This window comes from Streptomyces sp. MJM8645, from assembly GCF_001625365.1.
GTDB lineage: Bacteria > Actinomycetota > Actinomycetes > Streptomycetales > Streptomycetaceae > Kitasatospora.
In genome coordinates this window covers 993709-1019992 of the sequence record NZ_LJJF01000001.1, presented here as the reverse complement: position 1 = coordinate 1019992, position 26284 = coordinate 993709, and the positions used below count along the sequence as shown (strand labels likewise).

Here is a 26284-nt window from a genome sequence, read left to right as displayed (position 1 = left end):
CATCGTGGCAGCGCGGACGGCAGCCCGGTGCGTGCGGCACGCGGCGCGCGGGGGAGACCAGGTGATCAGCCCAGGTCGTACTCCAGGACGTAGGTGTGGGTGCCGGCCTCGTCGACGGTCAGGAGGAACTCGCCGGTGAGCCCGGCCAGCTCGCCCGACCCGGTGCCCGGCACCACGCGTATGGTCGTCCCGCCGGTGTCCCATGCCGCGTGCTGGAGCACGAACGAACCCTTCCGCCCGTCCAGTTCGCCCGTCACGTGCTCCACCGCGACGTACGACGCCGGGCCGCCCGAGGGGCCCGCGACGGAGAGCATCCGCACCTCGCTGGTGCCGCTCAGCCCGCCCGTGAAGTTCTTGGAGATCCGGACCCGCCCGAAGGCCGCACCCTCGCGCTCCTCCGTCTCCACCGGTTCGAAGCTGGTCAGCTCGAACGACCCGCTGGCCTTGGACCCCATGGTGCTCTCCTCCCGACGATCGTCACCCGGCCGGCCCCTCACCGACCGTGTGCGAAGCCTTGCACACGGCTCTGACAATCGGCCGGGCCGTCACCGCTCCCGCCGACCCGCCGGCCTGCTCGTCCGCCCGTCAGTGCTCCCAGCGGAGCGCCAGCAGCGCCGCGTCGTCCGTCAGCCCGGCGTCGCCGACCCAGCCGTCGACGTCCGCGAGCAGGTCCTCCAGCAGGTCCGCCGGGCTCCCCGTGGGCAGCCCCGGCAGCCGCTCCTCCAGCGGGTAGAACCGCCCCTCGGCGTTGCGGGCCTCGGTGATGCCGTCGGTGTACAGGAGCAGCAGGTCCCCCGGCAGCGGCTCGAAGCGGCCCGTCGGATACCCGTCACCGGTCAGCCCCCGCAGCCCGAGCGGCGGCGCGGCGTACGGCGGCGTCAGCGCGTGCACCCGGCCCGCGCGGCGCAGCAGCGGGGGCGGGTGCCCGCAGTTGACCACGCCGACCGGCCCCCGCTCCGCGGGCACGGTCAGCAGCAGCGCGGTGGCGAAGCGCCCCTCGCCCGGTCGGGCGGCGAGCGCCGCGTCCAGCCGCTCGGCCAGCCGCCCGAGATCGGGCTCCGTCCGGGCCGCCTCGCGGAACACCCCCAGCACGTCCGCCGCCGTCTCCACCGCCGGAAGCCCGTGCCCCTGCACGTCCCCGAGCAGGATCCGGGTGCCGTAACGGGTGTCGACCACCGCGTACAGGTCCCCGCCGATGCGTGCCTCGGCCGCCGCCGCGACGTAGCGCACCGCGGTGCGCAGCCGCCCGATCCGCTCCGGCGGCGGGCGCAGCAGGGCCCGCTGCGCCGCCTCGGCGACCGTCCGGACGTGGAACAGCTCCCGCTCCCGGGCCGAGACCAGGACGACGTTGGCGGCGCTGGCCAGGGTCGCCGCGAGCACCGTGATCAGCGCGGTGATGTGCACCTCGGCCGGCAGTTCGGTGTTGGTGGTCTCCAGCAGCCCGACCGCCACGACGGCGATGCCCCCGGCGGCCAGCGGCACCCGGGCGCTGCGGGTGGTCGCCCCGGCCAGGACCGGCGCGACGGCCAGTACGGGGGAGAGGGTCGTCCCCGGCCCGGTCACCAGGTCGGCCACCACGGCGGCGACCAGCAGCCCGAAGGCGCCGACCAGCAGCATCCGGGTGCGCCGCGGCAGGTGCAGCGGCGGCACACCGCCCGGGCCGTCTGCGCTCACACGTCCTCCCGGCTGCTCCCGGCGGATTGGCGACCTACCGTCCACTGTGCTCCGCACTCCCCGTGAGCGGCACCTCGGGGGCCTCGGCCGAGGCCGCCCCAGCGGGCGGACTACGCTGGCCGGGAGATGAGACGCAAGAGCCGCCGCCCGGCCTCCCCCCTCCCGCAGCGCCACGGTGTGGACCCGGTGCACCTGCGGCTGCCGCCCGAGGGCCCCTGGCCGACCGTCCGCGCCTACCTGGTCGAGCGGCTGCCGACCGTGGGCGCCGCGCGGATCGACGCGGCGTTGAGCGGCCGCGAGATCGTCGGCGAGCACGGCCCGGTCGCCCCGGACGAGCCGTTCGGGCCCGGCGCGCACCTGTGGTTCTACCGGGACCTCCCCGAGGAGGTCCACGTCCCGTTCGGACTGGAGGTGCTGCACCGCGACGAACACCTGGTCGTCGTCGACAAGCCGCACTTCCTGGCCACCACGCCGCGCGGCCGGCACGTCGTCGAGACGGCGCTGTCCCGGCTGCGGCACAGTCTCGACCTGCCCGCCCTGAGCCCCGCGCACCGGCTCGACCGGCTCACCGCGGGCCTGGCCATGTTCGTGGTGCGGCCCGAGGAGCGCGGCGCCTATCAGACGCTGTTCAGCGACCGGCTGGTGCGCAAGGAGTACCAGGCGATCGCCCCGTACGACCCGGCGCTGGACCTGCCGCGCACCGTGCGCAGCCACATCCTCAAGGAGCGCGGGGTGATCGCGGCCCGGGAGCTCGACGCGCCGCCGAACAGCGAGAGCCGGATCGACCTGCTGGAACGCCGCGACGGCCTGGCCCGCTACCGGCTGCGGCCGCTGAGCGGGCGCACCCACCAGCTGCGGCTGCACATGTGCGGCCTCGGCGTGCCGATCCTCGGTGACCCGGTGTATCCGGTGGTGCTGCCCGAACCGGCCCCGGACGACTTCCGCCGCCCGCTCCAACTCCTCGCCTCGGTGGTCGAGTTCACCGACCCGCTGACCGGCCGGGAGCGCCGCTTCGACACCCGCCGCACCCTCGCCGCCTGGACGGACCCGCAAGCCTGGGCCGCCGGCCCGGGTCCGGCGACCCAGAGGCCGTAGGCCCAACGGACGACCGGGTCCCGGTTCCGGTGGCCGATCCGCCGCCGCCTCCTGCGGGGCGAGGGTGGGGGCATGAACGCAGCACAGCACACCGCCCCCGCCCCCGTCGCCGTGGTCACCGGTGCCTCCCGGGGGCTCGGCCTGGCGCTCGCCCGGGCCCTCGCCGCCGACGGCTGGCAGCTGGTGATCAGCGCCCGCGGCGCGGCCGGACTCGCCGCCGCCGAGGCGGCCCTGGCCGCCGTCACCAAGGTCGTCGCCCTCCCCGGTTCCATCGTCGACGACGACCACCGCGCCCACCTGACCGCGGCCGCCGACGGGCTCGGCGGCGCGAGCCTGCTGGTCAACAACGCCGGTACGCTCAACGGCGCCACCGCGCCCGGCGCCGAACCGCTGCCCCGGCTGGCCGACTTCCCGCTGCCGGACCTGCTGGAGACCTTCGAGGTCAACGCGCTCGCCCCGATCGCCCTCACCCAGCTCGTCCTGCCGCAGCTGCGCGCCCACGCCGGGGCCGTGCTCAACATCAGTTCGGACGCCGCCGTCGTGCCCTATCTCGGCTGGGGCGGCTACGGCGCCAGCAAGGCGGCGCTCGACCTCGCCACCGCCGTACTCGCCCGCGAGGAGCCGGAGTTGCGGGTGTGGGCGGTGGACCCGGGAAGCATGCGCACCGGGATGTTGCAGGAGGCCAGCCTCGGTGAGGACATCTCCGGCGAGCCGCTGCCCGAGGAGGTGGTGCCGGTCCTGCTCGGACTGCTGCACGACCGCGCCCCCTCCGGCCGCTACCGCGTCGAGGACCTGAGGGCCGCGGCCCGGGGTGGGCGATGACCGGACTGGCGGACCTCGGCCTCGACGTCGCCGTGCCGCCCGAACTCTCCGCCCGGGCGCCGGCGGAGGCGCGCGGCGGGGCGCGGGACGGCGTGCGGATGCTGGTCGGCCGGCGCGACCGGGGGAGCGTCGAGCACCACCGCTTCACCGGGCTGCCCGGGGTGCTGCGCGCGGGTGACCTGCTGGTGGTCAACAACTCGGCCACCCTGCCGGCCGCGCTGCCCGGCCGGCTGCCCGACGGTACGGCGGTCGCGCTGCACCTGTCCTCCGTCCAGCCCGACCAACGTGGCTCCTACCTGGTGGAGTTGCGGCGGGTGGTGTCGGGTGCGGCGGCCGCCTACTACCCGCCGGCCGACTCCCCGGCCCGGCCCGGTCTGCGGGTGGCGCTGCCCGCCGGCGGCGCGGCCGAGCTGGTCGCACCGTTCACCGCCCGGCTCTGGTACGCCCAACTCGCTTTGCCAGCAGGGCTGTTGCCGTACCTGGAGGCGTACGGCAAGGCGATCCGGTACGGCTACGTGGACCGCGACTGGCCGATCGAGGCCTACCAGACGGTCTTCGCGACCGTCCCCGGAAGCAGCGAGATGCCCAGCGCCGCAAGGCCGTTCAGCGCGGAGGTGGTGGCCCGGCTGGCGGGTCGCGGGGTGCTGGTCGCGCCGGTCACGCTGCACACCGGGGTGGCCTCGCCGGAGGCGCACGAGGCGTCGTACGCCGAGCGGTTCCACGTCCCGGCGGCCACCGCTCGCCTGGTCGGCCATGTGCGGGCCGGCGGCGGGCGGGTGATCGCCGTCGGCACCACGGTGGTGCGCGCCCTGGAGTCGGCCGCTGCGCCGGACGGCACCGTCCAGGAGGCGGACGGCTGGACGGAGTTGGTGATCACACCGGAGCGCGGGGTGTGCGCGGTCGACGGCCTGCTCACCGGCTGGCACGAGCCCCGCGCCTCGCACCTGCTGATGCTGGCCGCCGTCGCCGGGCGGCCCCTGCTCGCCGAGTGCTACCGGGCTGCCGTCCAGCATCGTTACCTCTGGCACGAGTTCGGCGACGTGAACCTGCTCCTGCCGGACTGAGCCCGCGGGCCGAGCCTCCCGGTCGCGGGCCGAACCGCCCGGTCGCAGGCCGCGCCACCCGGTCGCGGGCCCGGATCGCCCGGTCGCGGGCCGGATCACTCGGACGGGCTGCCCGGGGGCAGTTCCAGCTCGAACCAGACCACCTTGCCGTCCCCGGTGCGGCGGCTGCCCCAGCGGTGCGCGAGCTCGTTGACCAGGTGGATGCCGCGCCCGCCCTCGTCCTCGGCGCGGGCGCGCCGGATCCGGGGCGTCTCGCTCTCCTGGTCGGCGACCTCGACGGTGAGCGCCCGGTTGCAGAACAGCCGCAGCTGGGTGGGGGATCCGGCGTGCACCAGGGCGTTGGTGATCAGCTCGCTGGTGAGCAGTTCGGCCCAGTCGGCGAGCGCTTCGAGGCCCCAGGTGGCCAGCGTCTCGCGGGTGAAGCGGCGCGAGTGGGCGACCATCGCGCGGTCGCCGGTGAGCGGCAGGCTGGCGATCCGGTCCGCGCCGACCGGCCGGACCTGCGCCATGATGACGGCGATGTCGTCCTCGCTGGTGGGGCCGGTGAGTTCGGCCAGGACGGCGTCGCAGGTCTGCTCCAGCGAGCGGCGCCGGTCGGCGACCGTCCGGCAGAGCAGCTGCAGTCCCTCGTCGATGTCGTGGCCCCGGCGCTCGACCAGCCCGTCGGTGTAGAGCACCAGGATGGCCTCCTCGGGGAGGGTGAACTCCACGCTCTCGAACGGGACTCCGCCGACGCCGAGCGGTGCGCCGGGCGGCAGTTCGACGAGGTGCGCCCGCCCCTGCGGATCGGCGACGACGGGCGGCAGGTGGCCGGCGCAGGCGGCGGTGCAGTGGCGGTCCACCGGGTCGTACACCACGCAGACGCAGGTGGCGAACTGGCCCTCGCCGAGGGCGCTGGAGGCCTCGTCCAGCCGGTGCAGGACGCGCTCCGGACTCAGGTCCAGGGTGATCAACGTCCGGGCTACGGTGCGCAGTTGGCCCATGGTGGCGGCTGCCCGGATGCCGTGGCCCATCACGTCGCCGACGATCAGCGCGACCCGCCCCGAGGAGAGCGGCACGACGTCGAACCAGTCGCCGCCGACCTCGCTGACCACGCTGCTGGGCAGGTAGCGGTAGGCGAGGTCCAGGCCGAGCGTGCGGTGGATCTCCTGCGGCAGCAGGCTGCGCTGGAGGGTGAGCGCGGTGTCCCGTTCGCGCCGGTAGAGCCGGCCGTTGTCGATCGCGAGGGCGGTGCGCGCGGCGAGCTCCTCGGCCAGTGAGCGGTCCTCCGGGCCGAACGGCTCCGGGTTGCGGGTGCGGACGAACTCCGCGCCGCCCAGTACGAGTCCGCGCGCCACCAGCGGCACCATCAGGTACGAGTGCACCCCGGCGGCCAGCCCCGGCTGGACCCGGTCGGGCGAGGCGGCGATCCGGCGCATCTCCTCCTCGGTCACCTCGGAGACCAGGATCGAGCGCCGGGTGCGCAGGCTCTGCGCGTACAGCTGGGCGGACTGCGAGGTCTCGCCGACCTGGTCGGAGGCCGCCGTCATGGTGCCGTCCTGAGCCGTTTCGCCGACCGCCACCGCCCGCATCAGTATCGACTCGTTCTCCGGGACGGGGCCGGGCTCCTCGCCGCCGAGCACCGCGTCGCGCAGGTCCACGGTGACGAAGTCGGCGAAGCGCGGGATCACCACCTCCACCAACTCCTGGGCGGTGCGGTGCAGATCGAGGGTGGTGCCGATCCGGGTGCTGGCCTCGTTGAGCAGTGACAGCCGCTGCTGCGCGGCCCGGGCCGCGTCCAGCGCCCGCTGCCGGGCGGCGGCCGCGTCGCGCTCGCGGGTGAACAGCAGCGCGTTGTCGATCGACACGGCGGCCCGCACCGCCAACTCGCCGGCCAGCGCCATGTCGTCCTCCTCGTACGGGCGCTCCACCAGGGTGCGGTAGAAGCCCGCGACGCCGACCGCGGTGCCGCGCGCGATCAGCGGGACGACCATGAAGGAGTGGACGTTCTGCTCCCGCACCGCCGCGGCGCGCACCGGGTCGTCGGCGAACCAGGCCAGCCCCTCCGCGTCCATCCGCGGCACCAGGACCGGCTTGCGGTGTGCCAGGCTCCACGCGTACGGCGTGCCGGGTGCGAAGCGGTGCACCCCGCCGAGCCGGGCGACCGGCCGCAACGTCGAGCCGGGCACCGAGTGGAAGGCCATCCGCCGCAGCAGCGCCGAACCGTCCTCCGGGGCGCGGGCCTCGCGCTCGCCGCGGACCAGGTCCTCCAGCACCTCCACCACCACGGAGTCGGCCAGCCTGGGCGTCGCCACCTCGGCCAACTCCTGCGCGGTCTGGGCGAGATCGAGGGTGGTGCCGATCCGGGCGGAGGCCACGTTGACCAGCGCCAGCCGCTCCTGGGCGGCCTTCGCCTCGCGCAGCGCCTGCTGCCGGGCCAGGACGGTCTGGTGCTGGCGCAGGTACAGCCGGGCGTTGTCGATCGCGACGGCGGCCCGCGAGGCCAGCTCGTCGCCGAGGGTGATGTCGGCCTCGGCGAACGACTCCCGGTCGCCGCGCCGCGAGTACACCACCATGCCGAGCGTGGTGCCGCGCGCCACCAGCGGGGTGATCCGCACCGAGCGCGGCCGGTCGCCGAGGTAGGCCCGGCGGTGGCTCTCGGTGATGGCCTCGCTCAGCAGCGGCAGCTCCCAGGACGGCACCACCACCGTCCGCCCGGTGGCCAGCGCCCGGGCGTACGGCGAGTCCGGGGTCAGCTCGTACAGCGATTCCACCGGCAGTGACTCGGCCGGGTACAGCGGGTCGGTGGTGGCCAGGGCCAGCCGGCGGACCAGCTGCGGCGCGTCCGGGTCGGGCGGTTCGACGTTCCGCCCGGCCACCAGCACCTCCAGCGCGAACACCCCGCTGATGTCGGCGACCCTGGGCACCATCGTGTCGGCCAGCTCCCGGGCGGTCTGCCGCAGGTCGAGCGTGGTGCCGATGGAGGCGGTCGCGTCGACCAGCAGGGCCAGCCGCTCCTGGGCGCGCGCCGCCCGGGCCTCGGCGCGGAACCGCTCGGTGACGTCGATGACGGTGGAACTCACGCCGAGCACCCGGCCGCCGGGTTCCTCCAACCGGAAGTACGAGGCGGACCACGCGTGGTCGCGCTGCGGGTCGCCCGGGGTGCGGCCGTGCGAGCGGGTGTCCACCACCGGTTCGCCGCTCTCCAGCACCCGCCGCATCACCGCCTCGGCCTCGGCGCCGTTGATCCCGGGCAGCACCTCGGTGAGCCGGTGGCCGAGCTGCTCCTCGACGGGCAGGCCGTTGGCCCGGGCCAGCGCCTCGTTCAGCCGGACGAACCGCAGCTCGGGGTCGAAGACGCCCATGCCCACGGGGGACTGGGTGAAGAAGCCGTCGAGCACCGCCAGGTCCGCCTGGATCCGGCGCAGCGTGGTCACGTCGGAGGCGACGGCCAGCACCAGCGTGCGGCCGTCCGGCCCGGTGATCGGATGGGTGCGGAACTCCAGGTTCACCAGGTGCCCGTCCCGGTGCCGGACCGGGAACACGCCGGACCAGGGCCGGCCGTTCAGGATCTGCTGGAACAGCTCCAGCACCTCGGGCCGCTGCTCCTCGGAGGTCAGCAACTTGGCGGCCCTGGCCCCGACCGCCTGCCCCGGGGAGTAGCCGAGCAGTGCCTCCGCGTCGCCGCTCCAGTGCAGGATCCGGCCGTCGGCCTCGATCAGCGCCGTCGCGATCGGCACCATCAGCAGGGCGTCCTGTTGCGGCTCGCCCTGGTGGTGTTCGTTGTCGTTCACCATGGCCAGAGAACCGTCCGGAGATCGTCCCCACCAGCCCTGCCATCTTCGCACGCGGCCCCGGCGGGCCGCTCACCGTAGCGGGCTCACCGGTGCGGCAGCGGGCGCTCCGGGAAGGACTCGCCGAGCTCCCGGCGGCACCGGCTGCGCCGGCGGCGGTCGAGCGCGCGAAGTCGGCCGGGCCGACTTCCCGCGCTCCTCACCGGGTCGCGACCCGCTCGCCGGCCGGGGCGGCCTCCGGGGCGCAGCCGCCCCGGGCTTCGGCGCCCCGGGCTTCGGCGCCCCGGGCTTCGGCGCCCCGGGCTTCGGCGCCCTGGGCTTCGGCGGTGCGGGCGGCCAGGGCGAGCAGCGCGCCGACGAGGCACAGGGCGGCGGCGACCAGGACGGCCCGGTCGGTGCCCGCCGCCAGGGCGCGGGCGGCGGCCTCCCGGCCGGGGCCGCCCGGTCGGGCCGAGCCCGCGACGGCCACGGTGACCGCGACGCCGAGCGCCGAGCCCAGGTACCGGGAGGTGTTGTTGGCACCCGAGCCCATGGCCGCCCGGTGCGCCGGGACGCTGCTGACGGCCAGCCGGGCCAGCGCCGCGTTGAGCACCCCGCTGCCGACGCCCGCCACCGCCAGACCCGGCGCCAGCCGCAGCCAGCCGGAGCCGGGCGCCAGCCCGTACAGGCCCGCCTCGCCGAGGCCGCAGACCGCGAGTCCGACGGCGACCTGCGCGGTGGCCGACAGGTGCGCCGCCAGCCGCCGCGCCTGGAGCGCGGACAGCACCGACAGGCCCGACCAGAGCGCCAGCACCCCGCCCGCGGCCAGGCCGGACAGGCCCAGGACGCCCTGGAGCAGGGTCGGCAGGTAGCTCATGAAGCCGACCAGCGAGAGCCCGGTGAACAGCGCCCCGACGGTGGCGGCGACGAAGCCGGGGCTGCGGAACAGCGCGAGGTCCAGCATCGGCTCCCGGGTCTTCGCCTCGACCAGCCCGAACAGCGCCAGCAGCAGCACGCCGAGGGCCAGCAGCGCGACGACCACCGGCCGCCCCCAGCCGCCGCGCCCCTCGGCCAGCCCGGCGATCAGGCAGGACGTCCCGGCGGCCAGCGTGAGCACCCCGTACGGATCGAGGGCGCGTGGCCGTTCGGCCCGGGACTCGGTGAGGACGGTGGCCGCGTACGCCGCCACGGCGGCCGAGACGATCGCGATCCCGCCGCTGACCGCGCGCCAGCCGGCCCACTGCCCGACCAGCGCGCCGTACACCGGGCCGACGGCGATGCCGAGGCCGACGGCGGCGCCCCAGACCCCGAGGGCCCGGATCCGGCCCGGTCCGGGCGGGTGGGCGTGGCTGATCAGGCCGAGCGCGGGTGCCAGGACGGCGGCCGAGGCGACGCCGAGCAGCACCCGGGCGGCCAGGTAGACGGCGCCGCCGGGGGCCAGTGCGGCCAGCGCCTCGGCGGCCGCGAACAGCAGCACGCCGAAGGTGAAGACCCGCTTGCGGCCGTGGTCGTCGGCGGCGCTTCCGGCGGTGAGCAGCAGGGCGGAGATGCCGACCAGGGTGCCGGTGAGGATCCAGGTCCGGCCGGTGGCCCCGAGGTGCGCGGCCAGGGTGGCGCGGGGCCGGGCGGGCGTGGTGACGGGCGCGGTGACGGGGGAGGAGCCGGGTGGTGCGGGGGACATGGGGTGTTCCCTCCGGAGCGCGGACCCTTAGGTCTGGTGAATGAACCTTCGTCTCGGTCGGCACGCTACCACCATTGGTCTGTTCATTGAACCCGCTGCCCGGGTGGACTAGGCTGACCCGCATGGCGCTGGGAACCGACTACGAACAGCAGGACTGCGCACTGGCCCGCGCCCTGGAGGTGGTCGGCGAACGCTGGAGCCTGCTGATCCTCCGCGACGCCTTCTACGGAGTGCAGCGCTTCAACGACTTCCTCGCCCACCTCGGCATCCCCCGCGCCGTCCTCACCGCCCGCCTCAACGCCCTGGTCGCGGCCGGGGTGCTGCGCAAGGAGCCGTACCAGCAGGCGCCGCTGCGCCACGGCTACCTGCTCACCGGGACCGGCCTCGAACTGTGGGGTCCGCTCTACCAGTTGAGTCGCTGGGGCGGCCGACATGCGACCGCGGGCGGCCCGCACCACCTGTTCGCGCACGCCGTCTGCGGCACCGACCTGGACGTCGTCGGCGTCTGCCCGCGGTGCGGCGGCGCACCCGTCCCGCCGGCCGAGATCGCGATGCGCCCCAACCCCGCCCGCGGCGGCACGCACCGGGACGACCCGGTCTCCCGCTCCCTGGTCCGCCCGCACCGGCTGCTCGAACCGATCGCCTCGGCGGCGCCGGCCGCCTAGCGGTCGGCGGTCGGCAAAAGGCAAAAGGCGAACGGCTGGCGACAGACGGCGGCGCGGCCGCCGGCGGGCTGCCGACGGCCGCGCCCACCACGTCCCGGTTACGGCTGGAACGTCACCTCCGGATTGGCGGCGGTCGGCCCGTCGAGGAGCGGCTGCTGCACGCCCTTCAGCTGGAGGTCGAAGAAGGCCGCCACGTACGAGCGGGTGAGCTCCACGCCCCGCTCGCCCGACATCGTGGTGCCGGGAGGCTGGGGCAGGTTGAGCTTCTCGAAGAACAGCGGGAAGTCGGTGAAGGTGCCGTGGTTGGAGCCGGCGAAGGTCAACCAGCGCTTCCAGCCGTCCAGGTGCGGCCAGCTCTCCGTCCAACTGCTGTCCTCGGCGCCGTCGGGCAGCGGGTGGCCGATCATCAGGAAGGGCTTGCCGCCGATCCCGGAGGCGGGGACGGTGACGTCCATGGTGCCGTCCAGGTCCACCCCGGCCCGGATCCGGTCGTCGGTGAGCAGGGACGGGACGGTCGAGGCGCCGCCGGCCGAGTGCCCGGCCATCCCGATCCGGTCGCGGTCGATCATGCGGGCGTAGCGCCAGGCCGGGTGGGGGCGGGCGGTCAGCTGGTCGATGACGAAGGAGACGTCCTTCGCCCGGCTGTTGTCCACGGCCGCCCAGGACTCCGGGGTCGTCAGCTTGTTGCACAGCAGGCACGGGAGGGTCTGCCCGTCGGGGAACGTCGTCCCGGTGTTCTCGTAGGTGTGGTCGATCAGCGCGACGACGTACCCGCGGCTGGTCAGGTCCTCGGCGAGGCTGCTCAGCGAGGCCCGCGGCATGGTGAAGCCCGGCGACAGCACCACCATCGGGAAGTGGCCGCCCTGCGGGCGCGCGTCGGACTTCGCCCAGGTCCGGGTGCCGGTGACCGTCTCGGTCGGGATGGTGTTGCCCGGGAGCTTCCCGTCCAGCAGCATCCGGGCGGCCGCAGGGGTCATGTACGGGGCCGCGCTGCCCGTCCCGGCCTTCGCGGGGTAGTACATCGACACCATCAGCTGGCGCGGACCGGCGGAGGGGACCCACGGATCCGGGCGGTCCTGGTCCACCAGGTGCAGGATCTCCTGCCCGACCGCGTACGGGCCGGTCGGGCGCGGCAGGTCGACGTGGACGGCGGTCGGGGCGGGAGCGGAGGCGGAGGCGTTCGCCGGGGCGGCGGGCGCGGCCAGGGCCGGAGCGGCGGCGGCGACGGACAGCGGCAGGGCGAGCAGCAGGGCTGCCGCGGCGGCGGTGGTGCGAAGTCGGTCCATGTGAGGGACGGTAGGCCGGGGGAGCGGAAGTTGACGTCCCCTCAGCGGCGTAGAGATCCCTTCCGGGATGTGCAGGCAGGGACCCTTAGGGGTCGGCCGAATGGACGCCGGTCGGACCAGGTCGGACCAGGCCGGGGTCGGTTGAGGAGCCGAGCTCACTGCAGAGCAGTGGGTTCGGGAATCCACCCCTTCAATCGTCCGCCGGTCAGAGGCTCCGGGCCCGGACCTCCTCGACGAAGGCCGCCGCCGCACCGGCGTTCGGCACCGGGAGGGTGAGTGGCAGGCCGGCCGAGTGCGTCCGGATCTCCAGCTCCCCGAGATCCGAGGCCCGCGCGGACTGCACCTCCGCCCACCGGAACGCCTCCGTCGCGGCGAGCGGGTGCGGCGGCCGGTGCACCAGCCCGCCGGCCGTCAGCGTCAGCCGCCCCCGGGCGAACCGGACGCCGCCCTCCGTGCGCAACGCCTCGTGCAGCGCGGCCCGGAGGGTCGGGCGGAGCCGCTCGTCGAGCTCCCGGAACAGCTCGTCCAGCCGCCGCAGCTGCGCCAGTGCCAGCGGTTCGTCCGCGCCGACCAGCCAGATCCGGCCCTGCTCGCCCACCCCGTGCCGCCCGCCGGGGGAGTACTCGGTGGCCTCCACCGCACTCCACGGCAGGGGCCGCTCCGCGCCGTCCGCCCCGACCAGCACCAGCCCGCGCTCGTGCACCCGGACGGCCCGCAGGCCCGGCGCCGGCCGCAGCCGCCCGTACCCGCTCGCGGCCGTGATCGCCGCCGCGGCCACCACGGGCGCGGGCCACCACTCCCCGCTCGCCAGCCAGGCCGCCCCGGCGACGGCGGCCGCCGCCGCGTCCAGCCAGGCCCGCGTCCGCCACGGCAGCGGCCGGAACCGCCGGTACACCCGCACTGCCCGGCCGAGCAGCCCGTCGCCGCCCGCGACCGACCGAGCCCGCGACAAGGGCCACACCACCGCCACCTCGGCCACCTCCCGCTGAGCGAACACCACAACCGGAACCACGACTGTCAGATCCTCAGCATCGACCGACCGCCGCGCCCTCGAACAGGGCCAATTCGTACCTCTTGGCCCTGAAACGACCTCACCCCATCCTCCACCTCGCTCCGCCGACGGCCGCACCCGGTCCGCCGCCGGGCCCGCTCACCGCCTCGCCCCGGCCTCAGCTCGCTGTCGCGTACTCGTTCTGCAGGGTGCGCAGCAGGGCCGTCCCGGCCGGATCGGCGGAGCGGCGGGTGTTGACCAGCACCGCCACCCCCACCTGCTTCTCCGGATCGAAGGCCACGAAGGAGCGGAACCCGCCCGTGCCGCCGTTGTGCCAGATCTGCAGGTGGCCGCCCTGCTGGGTGTGCAGGCGGTGGCCGAGCCACCCCAGGTGCATCCAGGCGAACGGGTTGACCCGGTGCCGGGCCGCCCGGGTGAGGGTGATCGCGGGCGCCAGCGGCGCGTCCGGCTCGCGGTCGGCGGCCAGCTGGGCCCGCAGGAGTATCGCCAGGTCGGAGGCGGTCGACCGGAGCCCGCCCATACCGGGGACGTCCGCGAAGTCCCAGTACGGCACGGGCCGCCCGCCGGAGGTGTGCCCGTGCGCCAGCCGCCCGGACTGCTCCCGGCCCGAGCGCACGTGGGTGTCCACCAGTCCCAGCGGCTCGCATATCTCACGCGCCACCAGCTCCTCGTAGCCGGTGCCGGCCCGGTGGGCGAGGGCCAGGCCGAGCAGCCCGGCGCCGAGGTTGGAGTAGCGGAAGCCACGCCCGGGTCTGGCCCGCAGTCTCGTCCGGGCCAGCCCGGCGAGGACGTACTCGGTGCTGCAACGGGCGTACGGATCGGGCTTGTTGGGATTGAGCAGTGCCGTCGCCAGCAGGCCCCGGGGCAGCCGGGGAAGCCCGGAGGTGTGGGTGGCGAGGTGCCGCAGGGTGATCGGCTGCCCGCCCCTGGCCGGGACGGCGACACCGCCGGGCCGTACGTCGGCGAGCACGTCGGCGAGCGGTTCGTCGAGCCCGGTGGCGGCCCCGCCGGATTCGGCGAGCACCAGCCGCGCGAGGACGAGCGAGGTGAACACCTTGGTGACGGAACCGACTTCGAACAGGGTGTGCGGCCCGGGCACGGCGCCGCCCGGACCGGTCCGCCCGGCGCCGCGGATCTCCACGGCGCCGCCGGCCAGCCCGGCGACCACCGCACCGACGTGCTGGCCTGCGAGCCGGTCGGCGGTCTGTTGCACGAGGCTGGCGAGTTCGTTCATGCCTTGAGCGTAGGGCGTGTCTTCGAACCCCCGTCGTCCGCCCGGAGGGCGGGCGTGGCGGCGTTGGGGTGCGTGCATCGCAAGGCGGAGGAGGGAGCCACTGCGGAGCATTGGCGACTGACGACAACGCGGCGAGGTGCGTGCTCCGGCGTCGGCGCGCAGGCGGGGGTTCGAAGACACGCCCTGGGGGTCCGCGACCTGCGAAGTCGTCCGCCGGAACGACGATTTCAGCCGGCCTCCGCTGCTCCCGCAGGAGTGCGCCCCCACATGAGTACGCCCCGCTACGCTCGGCAGCGTACGGGCACCACGGTGTGATGACCGGTCCGGGCGTAGCGGGGCGCGTGGTGGGGCGGGGGCGAGCCGTCAGCAGCTCAGGTTGCCCCCGGGGACGGTGCCGAGGATCTGGACGAAGCTCTGGTACAGGCTGATCCGGTGCTGCATCTGGGCGGTGTTGTTGCCGTTGCACTCCAGTGAGCCGTTGATGCTGCGGATCGTCTCACCGAAGCCGTACCCGTTGACCATGGCGTTGTGCGCGGTCATGGTGCCCGGCCCGTTCTGGGTGTTCCAGTACCAGAGGCCGGTCTTCCAGGCCACCGCCGGGTCGGTCTGCACCAGGTTCGGATTGTTCAGCAGGTCGATGCCGAGCGCGTCGCCGGCGGCCTTGTAGTTGAAGTTCCAGCTCAGCTGGATCGGCCCGCGCCCGTAGTAGGCGGCCTGCCCGGCCGGGCACCCGTACGGCTGCGAGGTGTCGCAGTAGTGCGGGTAGTTGGCGGTGTTCTGCTCGACCACGTACACCAGTCCGCCGGTCTCGTGGCTGACGTTGGCGAGGAACGCGGCGGCCTCCTGCCGGCGCACGGTGTCGCTGCCGGTGGCCGCGAAGCCGGGGTAGGCGCCGAGCGCGTCGAGCAGGCCCTGGTAGGTGTAGAAGGAGTTCCGGCCCGGGAACATCTGGTCGAACTGGGCCTGGCTGACCGGGAATCCGCCCGGGTTGGGCGGCTGGGTCGAGCCGCAGCCGTACGGCTCCCAGTACCAGGTGCTGATGACCGGGTCGTAGCCCGGGTTGTCGTGGGTGGCGCGGTAGTAGCCGCCGTTGGTGTACCGGACGATGTCGCCGGCGACGTAGGCGCGGCCGGCGACCCAGGCGGGGTAGTTGCAGGTGCCGGACGTCGGGGTCGGCGTCGGGTCGGTGGACCCGCCGCAGGAGCCCTGGTCGGCCCAGACCCCGGTGCCGCCGGTGCTCGGGGGCTCGTTCTGGGTCCACCACTTGGCGTTCCAGTTGTGCCCGTTGTACGAGACGGCCGCGCCGCCGGTGTAGGCGGTGGCCGCGCTCCACGGTGTGCCGCAGGCGGCGGCGCTGGCGGAGGCGGGGAGGAGCACCGCGACCGCCAGCGCCGTGACCACGGCGGAGAGCAGCGCGAGCAGGCGTTTCATTGACACGTCATCACCCCTTGTGCGGTGGGGGCCGCACGTCGTCGTGACAGGGACTTGAGCGGGGCAGGGGAGCCGGGCCTCGTGCGGGGGTGCGCCAGGGGAGGCGGCCGACCGGGGTGTGGGCCGGTGCGGGGCCGTGAAGGCGACTCAAGCGGAGTGTTCTATACCTGTCAAGAGAGTGGGTGAAACCGGCTCACAAATGCGGCGCGCACGCCCCCCGGCGCCCCCGCGAGCCCCCCTCAGCCGCCGAGCGCCCCCCCTCGGCCCCCAAGCGCCCCCTCTGTCCCCTCTGTCCCCTCTGTCCCCTCTGTCCCCGAGCCGCCCCTTCAGCCGCCGAGCGCCGCCCGCAGCCGGGCCGCGACCTCCGCCGCCTCCGCCTCGTCCGGGTACTTCCCCCGCGGCCAGAAGAAGCCGCGCAGCCCGTCCTTCGGATTGCGCGGCACCACGTGGACGTGCAGGTGCGGCACCGACTGGCTGATCCGGTTGTTCGCCGCCACGAAGCTGCCCGCCGCGCCCAATCCGCGCTCCACCGCGGCGGCCACCCGCTGCACCTGGAGGAAGAACGGCCCCACCTCGGCGGCCGGCAGGTCCGCCAGGGTGCGGCGGTGGGCGCGCGGGACGACCAGCACGTGGCCGGGGAACAGCGGCCGCCGGTCCAGGAAGGCCACCGCCGCCTCGTCGTCCAGCACCCGGTGCGCGGGTTCCTCGCCCGCCACCACCGCACAGAACACGCAGTCCATCCGTCCATTCAAACCACCGGCGGCCGCCCCGGCACCTCCGCGATCGCGCGGTTCCGGGGCGTCACCCGTCCGGCGGCCGAGCAGGTGCGGCCGCCCGGTCGGGGGGCGCACGGTGCTGGAGGGGGTCGACCAGAGGCGCGCCGCGCGCCGTACGAGGAGGTGGCCCGATGGCGGGCAAGTTCGAGGTCTACGAGGACGCCGGCGGCAAGTACCGGTTCCGGCTCAAGGCGGGCAACGGCGAGATCGTCGCCACCGGCCAGGGCTACTCCAGCAAGGAGGCCGCCCACAAGGGCGTCGAGGCCGTCCAGCGGGCGGCCAGCGACGCGCCGGTGGTGGACGTGCCCAAGGCCGCCTGAGCACGCCGAGCACCGGGCGCCGAGCACCGGGCGCGCCGCGCCCGCCTGCACCGTTCGTCACTCGTAGCGGTAGAGCAGCGCCTCCCGCTCGGTCTGCTCGATCATCTCGACGGTCAGCGACTCGTCCCGCAGGTGCGAGAGGGTGATCTCGGCCGAGGTCGGCTGCGCGTCCTTGGCCGGCCAGTTCTCCGGCTTCCATGCCGAGCCGCGCAGGAAGGCCTTCGGGCAGTGCGCGTACACCTCCTCGACGGCCACCACGATCGCGCTGCGCGGGGGCTTGCCGACGGCGGTCAGCTGTCGCAGCAGCTCCGGGTCGGTGGAGACGCAGGCCCGCCCGTTGACCCGCAGCGTGGTGTCCCGGCCCGGGACGACGAAGAGCAGCCCGACCCGGCCGTTCTCCAGGATGTTGTGCAGGGTGTCCAACCGCTTGTTGCCGGTGGCGTCCGGGATGGCCAGGGTGTGCTCGTCGAGGACGGAGACCACCCCGGCCGGCCCGCCGCGCGGGGAGACGTCGCAGCGCCCGGCGGCGTCCGAGCTCGCCACGAACACCAGCGAGGAGCAGGCGATCAGCCGCCGCGCGACCTCGTGCAGGTGGTCGACCTGCTTGCGGCGCGCGTGCTCGCCGGGCTGCTCGTAGATCTCGCGCAGCTGCGCCGGGTCGGTCAGCGCCCCTGCGCTGAGGGCGGCGAACAGGCTGCCCGGCATGTCCGGAGCGGTGGTTGACGCAATGACAGATTCCGGTGTGCTGGTCATACCGGAAATCTAGCCGAGCCCCTTCCCGGAGCGCCTGGCCGCCGGGCGGTGCACCGCTCGGTAAAGCTTCCCCGCCACCCCTCCCCACCAGCGGTTTTGCGCTGATAATGGGGCCAGGCGCTCCGCTCGGAGGTGGTGGTCGTGATCGTGAGGATCTGGGCCGGGCAGGTCCTGGCCGGTCGCATCGAGGAATTCTGTGTGCTGCTGACAACCCAGGTGATCCCGCAGCTCGGGCGGACCGACGGTTGCCTGGGCGGCGAACTGCTGCGCTCGGTGACTGAGGACGGACACCGGGTGCTCGTGGTGAGCCGCTGGCGCGACGAGGCGGCTCTGCGCGGGTACGCGGGGCCGATGTGGAGGATCCGGCCGGTCTGGTCGGAGGGCGAGCTGTGCTACCTCGCGCACCCGCCGGTGGTCACCCACTTCACGTCGATCGCCGCACCCGCCACGCTCTGACCGCACCCGCCGCGCTCCGGCCGCACCCACTACCCTCCGTACGTGCCTGCCACCCTCCGTAGGCGACCGCCACGTTGCGGGCGTCACCTACCACCCGGCCGCACATTCCCCGCATCCGCGTGAAACAGGCCACAGCGGAAGGCTCTCCCTGGCCTTGCGCGCGTCGTGGCAGAATGACCCCAACAGCAGTGACGTTCAGCGCACTCCGGGGTCGGTGAAAATCCGAACCGGCGGTTACAGTCCGCGACCCGTCCGCAGCCAGCGGCCGGTTGACCAGGTGAAATTCCTGGACCGACGGTTAAAGTCCGGATGGGAGGCGTGCGCGGGCGGACGAAGAGCAGTATCCGTGGTCCCCCGGTGGACCACGGCCAGGTGAACGGCGGGAGAGGTGTCTCCCGGGCCGGGCGAGCGATCTCCCGGCGGCCTCGGCATCCCGGCGACGGGTCGTGCCGTCGGCTCGCGCGCCGTTGCCCGTCCGTGTCATCTCCCATGTCGCCCCGGAGTCCGCGCCCCCAAGCGCGAGGAGAACCCGGGTGTTCACCGGCATCATCGAAGAGCTCGGCGAGGTCGTGTCGATCGAGGAGATCGGCGACTCCTCGCGAATCCGCCTGCGCGGCCCGGTGGTCTGTACGGGTGCGCGGCACGGCGACTCCATCGCGGTCAACGGCGTCTGCCTGACCGTCGTCGACAGCCCGGACCAACTGGCGGCCGATACGGGCGAGTTCAGCGCCGACGTGATGGCCGAGACGCTGCACCGCTCCAGCCTCGGCGAGTTGAAGCCCGGCTCCCGGGTCAACCTGGAGCGCGCCATGGCGCTCGGCGACCGGCTCGGCGGCCACCTCGTCCAGGGCCATGTCGACGCCACCGGCACGCTGTTGGGCCGCGAGCCCGGCGAGCGCGACGCGGCCGGCGACCTGCGCTGGGAGGTGCTGCGCTTCTCGCTGCCCGGCACCATCTCCCGCTACCTGGTGGAGAAGGGCTCGATCACGGTCGACGGCGTCAGCCTCACCGTGGTGGAGGCCGCCCGGGACAGCTTCACCGTCAGCCTCATCCCCACGACCCTCGCGCTGACCTCGCTCGGCGCCAAGGCCGTCGGCGAGAGCGTCAACCTCGAAGTGGACGTGCTCGCCAAGTACGTCGAGCGACTGCTCGACTCCCGCACCCTTCCCCCGACGATCGCCGGAGAGTCCAAGTGAACTGGCTCAGCGGAGAAGCGTTCACCGTCTTCGGCGAGCACGTGAAGTGGGCCGACATGTTCGGCAACCTGCTCGGCCTGGCCGGGCTGGCCTTCGGCTGGCGCCGCTCGGTGTGGAGCTGGCCGCTCCAACTCCTGTCCGGCGCCGTGCTGATCGCCGCCTACCTCGGGGGCCACGTCCCCGGCCTGATCGGCAAGCAGCTGATCGTGCTCGTCGCCGCCGCCTGGGGCTGGGCCCAGTGGCGGCGGGGCCGCCGGGACACCGGCACGATCGCCGTCCGCTTCGCCACCTGGCCCGAGCGGGCCGCCCTGGTGGTCGGCACCGCGGCCGGCACCGTCGCGCTGGCCTGGCTGTTCACGGCCCACCCCAGCCTGTCCTGGAGCCCCTGGTCGGACGCCTACATCTTCGTCGGCACGCTGGCCGCGATGGTCGCCCAGGCCCGTGGCTGGCTGGAGTTCTGGTTCGCCTGGATCGCCGTCGACGTGGTCGGCGTCCCGCTCGCCTTCAACAACGGCTACCCCTTCTCCGGCCTCACCTACTCGATCTACTTCGTCCTGGTGCTGCTCGGCCTGCGCTCGTGGTGGCTGAGCAGCCGTGAGCCGCGCGTCAACTCCGCCAACGTCCCGCAGGGAGCCACGGTATGACCGAGAACCACACCGCCGACCGCGACCGCGAGGTGGCACCCGAACTCGTCCTCGACCCGGTCGAGCGCGCGATCGCCGACATCGCCCTCGGCCGCGCCGTGATCGTGGTCGACGACGAGGACCGCGAGAACGAGGGCGACATCGTCTTCGCCGCCTCCGCCGCCACCCCGGAGCTGATGGCCTTCACCATCCGCTACAGCTCCGGCGTGATCTGCGCCCCGCTGACCGGCGAGGAGCTGGACCGGCTCAAGCTGCCGCCGATGACCCAGGTCAACGAGGACCGCAAGGGCACCGCGTACACCGTCTCGGTGGACGCCCGGGAGGGGGTCGACACCGGCATCTCCGCCGCCGACCGCGCCCGCACCGTCCGGCTGCTGTCCTCGCCCGGCACCGAGCCGGGCGACCTCACCCGCCCCGGGCACGTGTTCCCGCTGCGCGCGGTCGAGGGCGGCGTGCTGGTGCGCCCCGGCCACACCGAGGCCGCCGTCGACCTGGCCCGGCTCGCCGGGCTGCCGCCGGCCGGTGCGATCGCCGAGGTGGTCAACGACGACGGCACCATGGCCCGGCTGCCCGAGCTGGTCGCCTTCGCCCGCGAGCACGGCCTCGCGATCATCTCCATCGAGGACCTGATCGCCTACCGCCGCCGCACCGAGCTGCACGTCGACCGGGCCGCCGTGACCGCCCTGCCCACCGCACACGGCGAGTTCACCGCCGTCGGCTACAAGGGCACCATCGACGGCGTCGAGCACATCGCGCTGGTGGCCGGCGGCCTCGGCGCCGACGGCCGGCTGCCCGAGGGCGAGGACGTCGTGGTCCGGGTCCACTCCGAGTGCCTGACCGGCGACGTCTTCGGCTCGCTGCGCTGCGACTGCGGCCCCCAGCTGGAGGCCTCGCTGCACAAGGTCGCCGAGTCCGGCCGCGGCGTGGTGCTCTACCTGCGCGGCCACGAGGGCCGGGGGATCGGCCTGGCCCACAAGCTGCGCGCCTACGAACTCCAGGAGCAGGGGCGCGACACCGTCGACGCCAACCTCGACCTCGGCCTGCCGGCCGACGCCCGCGACTACAGCATCGCGGCGCAGATGCTGGTGGACCTCGGGGTCCGCTCGCTCATCCTGCTCACCAACAACCCGGAGAAGCTCACCGCGCTCACCGAGCACGGCCTCAAGGTCAAGGGGCGCGAAGCGGTCGAGATCGCGCCGGGTGAGCACAACCTGCGCTACCTGCGCACCAAGCGCGACCGGATGGGCCACGACCTGCCCGGCCTCGACTCCTGAACCCGCCCCGTGCCCCACGCACCGCGCCCACGCACCACGCACCACGCACCACGCACCCCATGACGACGGACAGGAAGAACGAACATGAGCGGCCACGGAGCCCCCGAGCTGACCATCGACGGCGCCGCCGACCTCAAGGTCGCCGTCGTCGCCGCCCAGTGGCACGACGTTGTGATGAACGGCCTGCTGGACGGCGCCCACCGGGCGCTCAAGGAGCTGGGCGTCACCGAGCCGACCGTGCTGCGCGTCCCCGGTACCTTCGAGCTGCCGGTCGCCGCCAAGCGCCTCGCCGACCACGGCTACGACGCGGTCGTCGCCCTCGGCGTGGTGATCCGCGGCGGCACCCCGCACTTCGACTACGTCTGCCAGGCGGCCACCGCCGGCCTCACCCAGGTGAGCGTCGACACCGGCGTCCCGGTCGGCTTCGGCGTGCTGACCTGCGACAACGAGGAGCAGGCGCTCGACCGCGCGGGCCTGCCCGGCTCCGCGGAGGACAAGGGCCACGAGGCCGTCACCGCCGCCGTCGCGACCGCCGCGGTGCTGCGCGCCGCGCTCTGAGCGCACCGCCCCGACCCGGACCGTGGACGTCCAACGGACTGTCCACGGTCCGGGACCGTTTACCGCCGGTCAGCCCGCACGCCGTAAGGTGAGTCCCATCATGGCTTCGAAGACATTCGAGGAGCTCTTCGCCGAGCTCCAGCAGAAGGCCGCCACCGGCGACCCCTCGTCCTCCCGTACCGCGCAGCTCGCCCAGCAGGGCGTCCATGCGATCGGCAAGAAGGTCGTCGAGGAGGCCGCCGAAGTCTGGATGGCCGCCGAGTTCCAGACGGACGAGCAGACCGCCGAGGAGATCTCACAGCTCCTGTACCACGTTCAGGTGATGATGATCGCCCGCGGGCTGACGCTCGACGACGTCTACAAGTACCTCTAAACCCGAACCGCACGCCCCTCCCCACAGGTAAGGAACCAACCTCCCATGCTGCGCATCGCCGTCCCCAACAAGGGTTCGCTCTCGGGTCCCGCGGCGGAGATGCTCCATGAGGCCGGCTACCGCCAGCGGAAGGACCCCAAGGAGCTCGTCCTCGTCGACCCGAACAACGAGGTCGAGTTCTTCTTCCTGCGCCCGCGCGACATCGCCGTCTACGTCGGCTCCGGCCGCCTGGACATCGGCATCACCGGCCGTGACCTGCTGCTGGACTCGCACTCCAACGCCGAGGAGGTGCTCGCGCTCGGCTTCGCCGCGTCGACCTTCCGCTTCGCCCGCCCCGAAGGCGTCGCCGTCGAGGACGTCAAGGGCCTGGAGGGCCTGCGGATCGCGACCTCCTACACCGGCCTGGTCGAGCAGCACCTCGCCGACCACGGCGTGAAGGCGACCGTCACCAAGCTGGACGGCGCGGTGGAGACCGCGGTGCAGCTGGGCGTCGCCGACGTGATCGCCGACGTGGTGGAGACCGGCACCAGCCTGCGCAACGCCGGCCTGGAGGTGTTCGGCGAGCCGATCCTGATCTCGGACGCCGTGGTGATCCGCCCCAAGGGCGCGGGCGAGGACACCCGGGTGGACCAGTTCCTGCGCCGCCTCCAGGGCGTGCTGGTGGCCCGCCGCTACGTGCTGATGGACTACGACATCCGCGCCGAGAAGGTCGGCGCCGCCGTGGCGCTCACCCCCGGCCTGGAGTCGCCGACCGTCTCCCCGCTGCACACCGAGGGCTGGGTGGCGGTGCGCTCGATGGTGCTCCGCAAGGAGGCCCAGCAGATCATGGACGACCTGTGGGCCATCGGCGCCCGGGCCATCCTGGTCACCAACATCCACGCCTGCCGCCTCTGACCGGCGCGGCGGCGACCTCGCCCGCCGTGGTGCGGGTAAGGAACGGTTGAATGGGGCGGGGACGCTGACCGGCGTCCCCGCCCTTCGTCTGGATCCGTCCGTTGCCCGGAACCGTCGTTCCCGGGAACGACCGTTCCCCCGAACCACCCCACCGGAGACCCCACGTGTCCACGCCGCCCGTCGAGTTCCCCGTCACCTGGGCGCCGCGCCGCACCCGCGCCGTGCTGCTGCCGGTCTGCGCGCTGCTGGTGGTGCTGTTCGCCGTGATGGCCGTGGTGCTCCCGGAGAACTGGCAGCTCAACGACCGGATCATGATGGCGGGCAGCGGCGTGCTGTTCGCGTGCGTGGGCCTGATGCTGGCCCGCCCCCGGGTGAGCGCCGACGCGCAGGGCGTGACGGTGGTCAACTTCGTCCGCAGCCGCCGGCTCACCTGGGCCGAGATCGTCCGGGTCAACTTCCGCCAGGGCGACCCGTGGGCCACCCTCGACCTGGCCGACGGCACCTCGCTCGCCGCGGTCGGCATCCAGTCCGGTGTCGGCAAGGACCAGGCGATCGCGCAGGCCCGTGCCCTGCGCGACCTGGTCGAGCACCACGCCAGGGCCTGAGCCCCGCACCGCCGCCGCCGGTCGGCGCCCGCCCGTTCGCACCGGCACCGCCCGCCCGCCGACACCCCGCCGACACCGCTCCGGGACCCGCCGGGCCTGCGAATCCTCGGCCCGGCGGGTCCGAACACTCTTCCTACCATCGTCCGGCTATGGTCTACGCTGGTAAAAGCAGGGCAAAACTTCCGTCCTGCCCGAAAGACGACTTGAGGAGTGACTTCCCCCCTCGATGGACGATCCGTCCGGTAGTACCTGCGCCGCCCACCTTCCTGTCAGCGGAAGGCAGGCGGCACTGTGATCACCGCCTGGCTGCTGTTGCTCGCAGCCCTCCTGCTGATCCTCGCCAACGGCCTGTTCGTGGCCGCCGAGTTCGCCTTCGTGACCGTCGAGCGCGGGGCGGTCGAACGCTCCGCCGGGGCCGGCGACGCCAAGTCCGTCCGCGTCTCCCGGGCCCTGCGGCACCTCTCGTTCGAACTCTCCGGCGCCCAGCTCGGCATCACCGTCACCTCGCTGGTGGTCGGCATGCTCGCCGAGCCTGCGCTGTCCACCCTGCTCAGCCCCGTCATGACCGGGATCGGCGTGCCCGAGTCGGCCGCCCGCGGCGTCGCCGTGGTCGTCGGCATGGTGCTCGCCACCGTGGTGCAGATGGTGATCGGCGAGCTGGTCCCGAAGAACTGGGCGATCTCCCGCCCGCTCCAGGTGGCCCGCGCGGTCGCCGCCCCGCACATGGCCTTCTCCTTCGCCTGCCGCCCGCTGATCAGCTTCCTCAACGGGGCGGCCGACCGGACGGTCCGCGCCTTCGGCGTCGAGCCGCAGGAGGAGCTGGACCACGCCCGGACCCCGGCCGAACTGGTCTCACTGGCCCGCCACTCGGCCAAGGCCGGCGCGATAGACGAGGAGTCGGCGACCCTGTTCGTCCGCACCCTGGGCCTGGGCGAGCTGACCGCCGAGTCCGTGATGACCCCGCGGATCGACGTCGCCTCCCTCCAGAGCGACGCCACCGCCTCCGACGTGGTCAACCTGACCCGGGCCACCGGCCTGTCCCGCTTCCCGGTCTACACCCACAGCCTGGACGAGGTCACCGGCATCGTGACCCTCAAGGACGCCCTCGCCGTCCCGGCCGCCCGGCGCGGCCTGGTCCGGGTGGGCGAGCTCACCTCGCCGCCGCTGCTGGTGCCCGAGACCCTGCCCGCCGAGCGGCTGCTCGACCAGCTGCGCCGCCTCCAGCCGATGGCCATCGTGGTCGACGAGTACGGCGGCACCGCCGGCGTCGTCACCGTCGAGGACATCGTCGAGGAGATCGTCGGCGAGGTGCAGGACGAGCACGACCCCGCCGACCGCCCCGAGCTGCTCCCGCTGCCCCCGGTGAACGGCCTGCCGGCTTGGGAGGCCGAGGGCCGCGCCCGGATCGACCAGCTGGAGGCGATCGGCCTGATCGCCCCGGACGGCCCGTACGAGACGCTGGCCGGCCTGGTCGCCGACCTGCTCGGCAAGCTGCCCGAGGTCGGCGAGCAGGCGGAGCTGCCGGGCTGGCGCTTCACCGTGACGGGTGTCGACCGGCACCGCACCAGCCAGGTCCGGGTCGAGCGCACCAGCGCGCCGGCCTCCTTCGGAGACGACCAGGAGAATGCCCGATGACCGCGCTCCAACTGGCCGTCGCCGTCCTGCTCCTGCTCGGGAACGCCTTCTTCGTCGGCGCCGAGTTCGCCGTCGTCTCGGTGCGCCGCAGCCAGATCGAGCCGCTCGCCGAGGCCGGCCACAAGCGTGCCCGCACCGTGCTGCACGCGCTGTCCAACGTGTCCGCGATGCTGGCCGCCGCCCAGCTCGGCATCACCGTCTGTTCGCTGGGCCTCGGCGCCCTGGCCGAGCCGACCATCGCCAGTCTGCTGGAGGGCCCGTTCCACGCGATCGGCGTCCCGTCCGGTCTGATGCACCCGCTCTCGTACGGCATCTCGCTGGCCGTCGTGGTCTTCCTGCACATGGTGATCGGCGAGATGGTGCCCAAGAACATGGCCATGGCGGGTCCGGAGAAGGCCGCGCTCTGGCTCGGCCCGCCGCTGGACCGGCTGGCCCGCTGGCTGGCCCCGGTGATCAGCCTGCTGAACGCCATCGCCAACGGTGTGCTGCGGCTGTTCCGGGTCGAGTCCAAGGACGAGGTCGAGTCGGTGTTCACCACCGAGCAGCTGATGTACCTGCTGGTCGACTCCCGGGACGCCGGCCTGCTCGACGAGGGCCGCCAGGAGCGTCTGGAGGACGCCCTGGAGCTGGGCCACCGCCCGGTCACCGAGGTGCTGCTCAAGCCCGAGCAGCTCGTCACCGTGGACACCAAGGTGACCGCCGCGGAGGTCGAGGAGCTCGCCCTGCGCACCGGCTTCTCGCGCTTCCCGGTCACCGACGGCGACCCGGCCGGCCACGGCTACCTGGGCTACCTGCACCTCAAGGACATCCTCGACGTGGAGGACCCGTCCGCGCCCGTCCCGGCCCGGCTGTGGCGTCCGATCACGGTGCTGCGCGGCAGCCTCCCGCTGGACGACGCGCTCGGCGCGATGCGCCGGGCGACCTGCCACCTGGCCGCGGTGCTGGACCAGGACGGCCGCACGCTCGGTGTGGTCATGCTGGAGGACGTGCTGGAGGAACTGGTCGGCGAGATGCACGACCCGGACCACCGCTCCGCCGCCTGAGGTTCCCCCTTTCGCTGACGGCGTGTCCGCTGCGGGCGATT

Annotated in this window: 25 protein-coding genes and 1 riboswitch; of the genes, 15 read left to right on the top strand and 10 right to left on the bottom strand. The window is 74.0% G+C overall.

Features of this window, described 5'->3' with window-relative positions:
* Window positions 1-65: 65 nt before the first annotated feature.
* On the bottom strand, window positions 66-455 hold the full coding sequence (locus A6F73_RS04055; RefSeq protein ID WP_063346492.1) for a DUF3224 domain-containing protein: 390 nt from the start codon (window positions 453-455) through the stop codon (window positions 66-68).
* 130 nt (window positions 456-585) lie between these two features.
* Window positions 586-1674: a PP2C family protein-serine/threonine phosphatase gene (locus A6F73_RS04050; protein ID WP_063346491.1), complete on the bottom strand. Its 1089-nt coding sequence runs from the start codon at window positions 1672-1674 to the stop codon at window positions 586-588.
* Window positions 1675-1800: 126 nt separating this feature from the next.
* Between A6F73_RS04050 and A6F73_RS04045 the strand changes: the two genes are divergently transcribed.
* The 3 genes from A6F73_RS04045 (at window position 1801) to A6F73_RS04035 (ending at window position 4655) form a co-directional block, all read left to right on the top strand.
* On the top strand, window positions 1801-2769 hold the full coding sequence (locus tag A6F73_RS04045; protein WP_063346490.1) for a pseudouridine synthase: 969 nt from the start codon (window positions 1801-1803) through the stop codon (window positions 2767-2769).
* A gap of 72 nt (window positions 2770-2841) precedes the next feature.
* Complete coding sequence (locus A6F73_RS04040) at window positions 2842-3591, top strand: SDR family NAD(P)-dependent oxidoreductase (protein ID WP_063346489.1); 750 nt, start codon at window positions 2842-2844, stop codon at window positions 3589-3591.
* Window positions 3588-4655 (top strand): S-adenosylmethionine:tRNA ribosyltransferase-isomerase, encoded by a 1068-nt coding sequence (locus A6F73_RS04035; protein WP_063346488.1) that lies wholly within the window; start codon window positions 3588-3590, stop codon window positions 4653-4655. The genes A6F73_RS04040 and A6F73_RS04035 overlap by 4 nt, the downstream gene beginning before the upstream one ends.
* A gap of 95 nt (window positions 4656-4750) precedes the next feature.
* On the opposite strand, the gene A6F73_RS04030 is transcribed toward A6F73_RS04035, so the two are convergent.
* Window positions 4751-8431: a SpoIIE family protein phosphatase gene (locus A6F73_RS04030; protein ID WP_063346487.1), complete on the bottom strand. Its 3681-nt coding sequence runs from the start codon at window positions 8429-8431 to the stop codon at window positions 4751-4753.
* 196 nt (window positions 8432-8627) lie between these two features.
* Entirely contained in the window at window positions 8628-10088 is a 1461-nt protein-coding gene (locus A6F73_RS04025) for an MFS transporter (protein ID WP_063346486.1), read from the bottom strand.
* Between the two features lie 122 nt (window positions 10089-10210).
* Between A6F73_RS04025 and A6F73_RS04020 the strand changes: the two genes are divergently transcribed.
* Window positions 10211-10753, top strand: a complete 543-nt coding sequence (locus A6F73_RS04020) for a helix-turn-helix domain-containing protein (RefSeq protein WP_063346485.1) — start codon at window positions 10211-10213, stop codon at window positions 10751-10753.
* Between the two features lie 98 nt (window positions 10754-10851).
* Here the strand turns inward: A6F73_RS04020 and A6F73_RS04015 are convergent, their stop codons facing one another.
* From A6F73_RS04015 to A6F73_RS03995, 5 genes are all read right to left on the bottom strand, one after another.
* Complete coding sequence (locus A6F73_RS04015; RefSeq protein WP_063346484.1) at window positions 10852-12039, bottom strand: acetylhydrolase; 1188 nt, start codon at window positions 12037-12039, stop codon at window positions 10852-10854.
* Window positions 12040-12244: 205 nt separating this feature from the next.
* Complete coding sequence (locus tag A6F73_RS04010) at window positions 12245-13051, bottom strand: hypothetical protein (protein ID WP_159398349.1); 807 nt, start codon at window positions 13049-13051, stop codon at window positions 12245-12247.
* Between the two features lie 157 nt (window positions 13052-13208).
* Window positions 13209-14285, bottom strand: coding sequence for a serine hydrolase domain-containing protein (locus A6F73_RS04005; RefSeq protein ID WP_063346482.1), 1077 nt, complete (start codon window positions 14283-14285; stop codon window positions 13209-13211).
* Window positions 14286-14648: 363 nt separating this feature from the next.
* Window positions 14649-15716, bottom strand: coding sequence for a glycoside hydrolase family 19 protein (locus A6F73_RS04000; protein ID WP_063346481.1), 1068 nt, complete (start codon window positions 15714-15716; stop codon window positions 14649-14651).
* 326 nt (window positions 15717-16042) lie between these two features.
* Window positions 16043-16456 (bottom strand): HIT family protein, encoded by a 414-nt coding sequence (locus tag A6F73_RS03995; RefSeq protein ID WP_063346480.1) that lies wholly within the window; start codon window positions 16454-16456, stop codon window positions 16043-16045.
* Window positions 16457-16623: 167 nt separating this feature from the next.
* Between A6F73_RS03995 and A6F73_RS03990 the strand changes: the two genes are divergently transcribed.
* Window positions 16624-16812 (top strand): DUF1508 domain-containing protein, encoded by a 189-nt coding sequence (locus tag A6F73_RS03990; protein WP_063346479.1) that lies wholly within the window; start codon window positions 16624-16626, stop codon window positions 16810-16812.
* A 57-nt stretch (window positions 16813-16869) separates the two neighbouring features.
* Here the strand turns inward: A6F73_RS03990 and A6F73_RS03985 are convergent, their stop codons facing one another.
* Window positions 16870-17517 (bottom strand): MSMEG_1061 family FMN-dependent PPOX-type flavoprotein, encoded by a 648-nt coding sequence (locus A6F73_RS03985; RefSeq protein ID WP_107452817.1) that lies wholly within the window; start codon window positions 17515-17517, stop codon window positions 16870-16872.
* Between the two features lie 189 nt (window positions 17518-17706).
* Here A6F73_RS03985 and A6F73_RS03980 point away from each other — a divergent pair, with 189 nt between their 5' ends.
* From A6F73_RS03980 to A6F73_RS03935, 10 genes are all read left to right on the top strand, one after another.
* Window positions 17707-18021, top strand: coding sequence for an antibiotic biosynthesis monooxygenase family protein (locus A6F73_RS03980; RefSeq protein WP_159398348.1), 315 nt, complete (start codon window positions 17707-17709; stop codon window positions 18019-18021).
* 197 nt (window positions 18022-18218) lie between these two features.
* A riboswitch (FMN riboswitch) is annotated at window positions 18219-18346 on the top strand.
* A gap of 208 nt (window positions 18347-18554) precedes the next feature.
* Window positions 18555-19217 (top strand): riboflavin synthase, encoded by a 663-nt coding sequence (locus A6F73_RS03975; RefSeq protein ID WP_063346476.1) that lies wholly within the window; start codon window positions 18555-18557, stop codon window positions 19215-19217.
* 56 nt (window positions 19218-19273) lie between these two features.
* Window positions 19274-19861, top strand: coding sequence for a nicotinamide mononucleotide transporter family protein (locus tag A6F73_RS03970; RefSeq protein ID WP_079136192.1), 588 nt, complete (start codon window positions 19274-19276; stop codon window positions 19859-19861).
* Complete coding sequence (locus tag A6F73_RS03965; RefSeq protein ID WP_063346474.1) at window positions 19858-21135, top strand: bifunctional 3,4-dihydroxy-2-butanone-4-phosphate synthase/GTP cyclohydrolase II; 1278 nt, start codon at window positions 19858-19860, stop codon at window positions 21133-21135. Before A6F73_RS03970 ends, A6F73_RS03965 begins: the two co-directional genes overlap by 4 nt.
* An 84-nt stretch (window positions 21136-21219) precedes the next feature.
* A complete protein-coding gene (gene ribH, locus A6F73_RS03960; RefSeq protein WP_063346473.1) occupies window positions 21220-21693 on the top strand; it encodes a 6,7-dimethyl-8-ribityllumazine synthase in 474 nt (157 codons plus the stop codon).
* Window positions 21694-21793: 100 nt separating this feature from the next.
* Entirely contained in the window at window positions 21794-22066 is a 273-nt protein-coding gene (locus tag A6F73_RS03955; RefSeq protein WP_063346472.1) for a phosphoribosyl-ATP diphosphatase, read from the top strand.
* 45 nt (window positions 22067-22111) lie between these two features.
* Entirely contained in the window at window positions 22112-22960 is an 849-nt protein-coding gene (gene hisG, locus A6F73_RS03950) for an ATP phosphoribosyltransferase (protein ID WP_063346471.1), read from the top strand.
* Window positions 22961-23124: 164 nt separating this feature from the next.
* Window positions 23125-23565, top strand: coding sequence for a PH domain-containing protein (locus tag A6F73_RS03945; protein ID WP_063346470.1), 441 nt, complete (start codon window positions 23125-23127; stop codon window positions 23563-23565).
* A 291-nt stretch (window positions 23566-23856) separates the two neighbouring features.
* Entirely contained in the window at window positions 23857-25200 is a 1344-nt protein-coding gene (locus A6F73_RS03940; RefSeq protein ID WP_063346469.1) for a hemolysin family protein, read from the top strand.
* Window positions 25197-26243: a hemolysin family protein gene (locus tag A6F73_RS03935; protein WP_063346468.1), complete on the top strand. Its 1047-nt coding sequence runs from the start codon at window positions 25197-25199 to the stop codon at window positions 26241-26243. The genes A6F73_RS03940 and A6F73_RS03935 overlap by 4 nt, the downstream gene beginning before the upstream one ends.
* The last annotated feature ends 41 nt before the right edge of the window (window positions 26244-26284 follow it).

Excerpts from the sequence above, each read along its gene's own strand:
- A6F73_RS04055 (WP_063346492.1), bottom strand. The coding sequence starts at position 455 with ATGGGGTCCAAGGCCAGCGGGTCGTTCGAGCTGACCAGCTTCGAACCG.
- A6F73_RS04045 (WP_063346490.1), top strand. The coding sequence starts at position 1,801 with ATGAGACGCAAGAGCCGCCGCCCGGCCTCCCCCCTCCCGCAGCGCCAC.
- A6F73_RS04040 (WP_063346489.1), top strand. The coding sequence starts at position 2,842 with ATGAACGCAGCACAGCACACCGCCCCCGCCCCCGTCGCCGTGGTCACC.
- A6F73_RS04035 (WP_063346488.1), top strand. The coding sequence starts at position 3,588 with ATGACCGGACTGGCGGACCTCGGCCTCGACGTCGCCGTGCCGCCCGAA.
- A6F73_RS04030 (WP_063346487.1), bottom strand. The coding sequence starts at position 8,431 with ATGGTGAACGACAACGAACACCACCAGGGCGAGCCGCAACAGGACGCC.
- A6F73_RS04025 (WP_063346486.1), bottom strand. The coding sequence starts at position 10,088 with ATGTCCCCCGCACCACCCGGCTCCTCCCCCGTCACCGCGCCCGTCACC.
- A6F73_RS04020 (WP_063346485.1), top strand. The coding sequence starts at position 10,211 with ATGGCGCTGGGAACCGACTACGAACAGCAGGACTGCGCACTGGCCCGC.
- A6F73_RS04015 (WP_063346484.1), bottom strand. The coding sequence starts at position 12,039 with ATGGACCGACTTCGCACCACCGCCGCCGCGGCAGCCCTGCTGCTCGCC.
- A6F73_RS04005 (WP_063346482.1), bottom strand. The coding sequence starts at position 14,285 with ATGAACGAACTCGCCAGCCTCGTGCAACAGACCGCCGACCGGCTCGCA.
- A6F73_RS04000 (WP_063346481.1), bottom strand. The coding sequence starts at position 15,716 with ATGAAACGCCTGCTCGCGCTGCTCTCCGCCGTGGTCACGGCGCTGGCG.
- A6F73_RS03995 (WP_063346480.1), bottom strand. The coding sequence starts at position 16,456 with ATGGACTGCGTGTTCTGTGCGGTGGTGGCGGGCGAGGAACCCGCGCAC.
- A6F73_RS03990 (WP_063346479.1), top strand. The coding sequence starts at position 16,624 with ATGGCGGGCAAGTTCGAGGTCTACGAGGACGCCGGCGGCAAGTACCGG.
- A6F73_RS03985 (WP_107452817.1), bottom strand. The coding sequence starts at position 17,517 with ATGCCGGGCAGCCTGTTCGCCGCCCTCAGCGCAGGGGCGCTGACCGAC.
- A6F73_RS03970 (WP_079136192.1), top strand. The coding sequence starts at position 19,274 with ATGTTCGGCAACCTGCTCGGCCTGGCCGGGCTGGCCTTCGGCTGGCGC.
- A6F73_RS03965 (WP_063346474.1), top strand. The coding sequence starts at position 19,858 with ATGACCGAGAACCACACCGCCGACCGCGACCGCGAGGTGGCACCCGAA.
- ribH (WP_063346473.1), top strand. The coding sequence starts at position 21,220 with ATGAGCGGCCACGGAGCCCCCGAGCTGACCATCGACGGCGCCGCCGAC.
- A6F73_RS03955 (WP_063346472.1), top strand. The coding sequence starts at position 21,794 with ATGGCTTCGAAGACATTCGAGGAGCTCTTCGCCGAGCTCCAGCAGAAG.
- hisG (WP_063346471.1), top strand. The coding sequence starts at position 22,112 with ATGCTGCGCATCGCCGTCCCCAACAAGGGTTCGCTCTCGGGTCCCGCG.
- A6F73_RS03935 (WP_063346468.1), top strand. The coding sequence starts at position 25,197 with ATGACCGCGCTCCAACTGGCCGTCGCCGTCCTGCTCCTGCTCGGGAAC.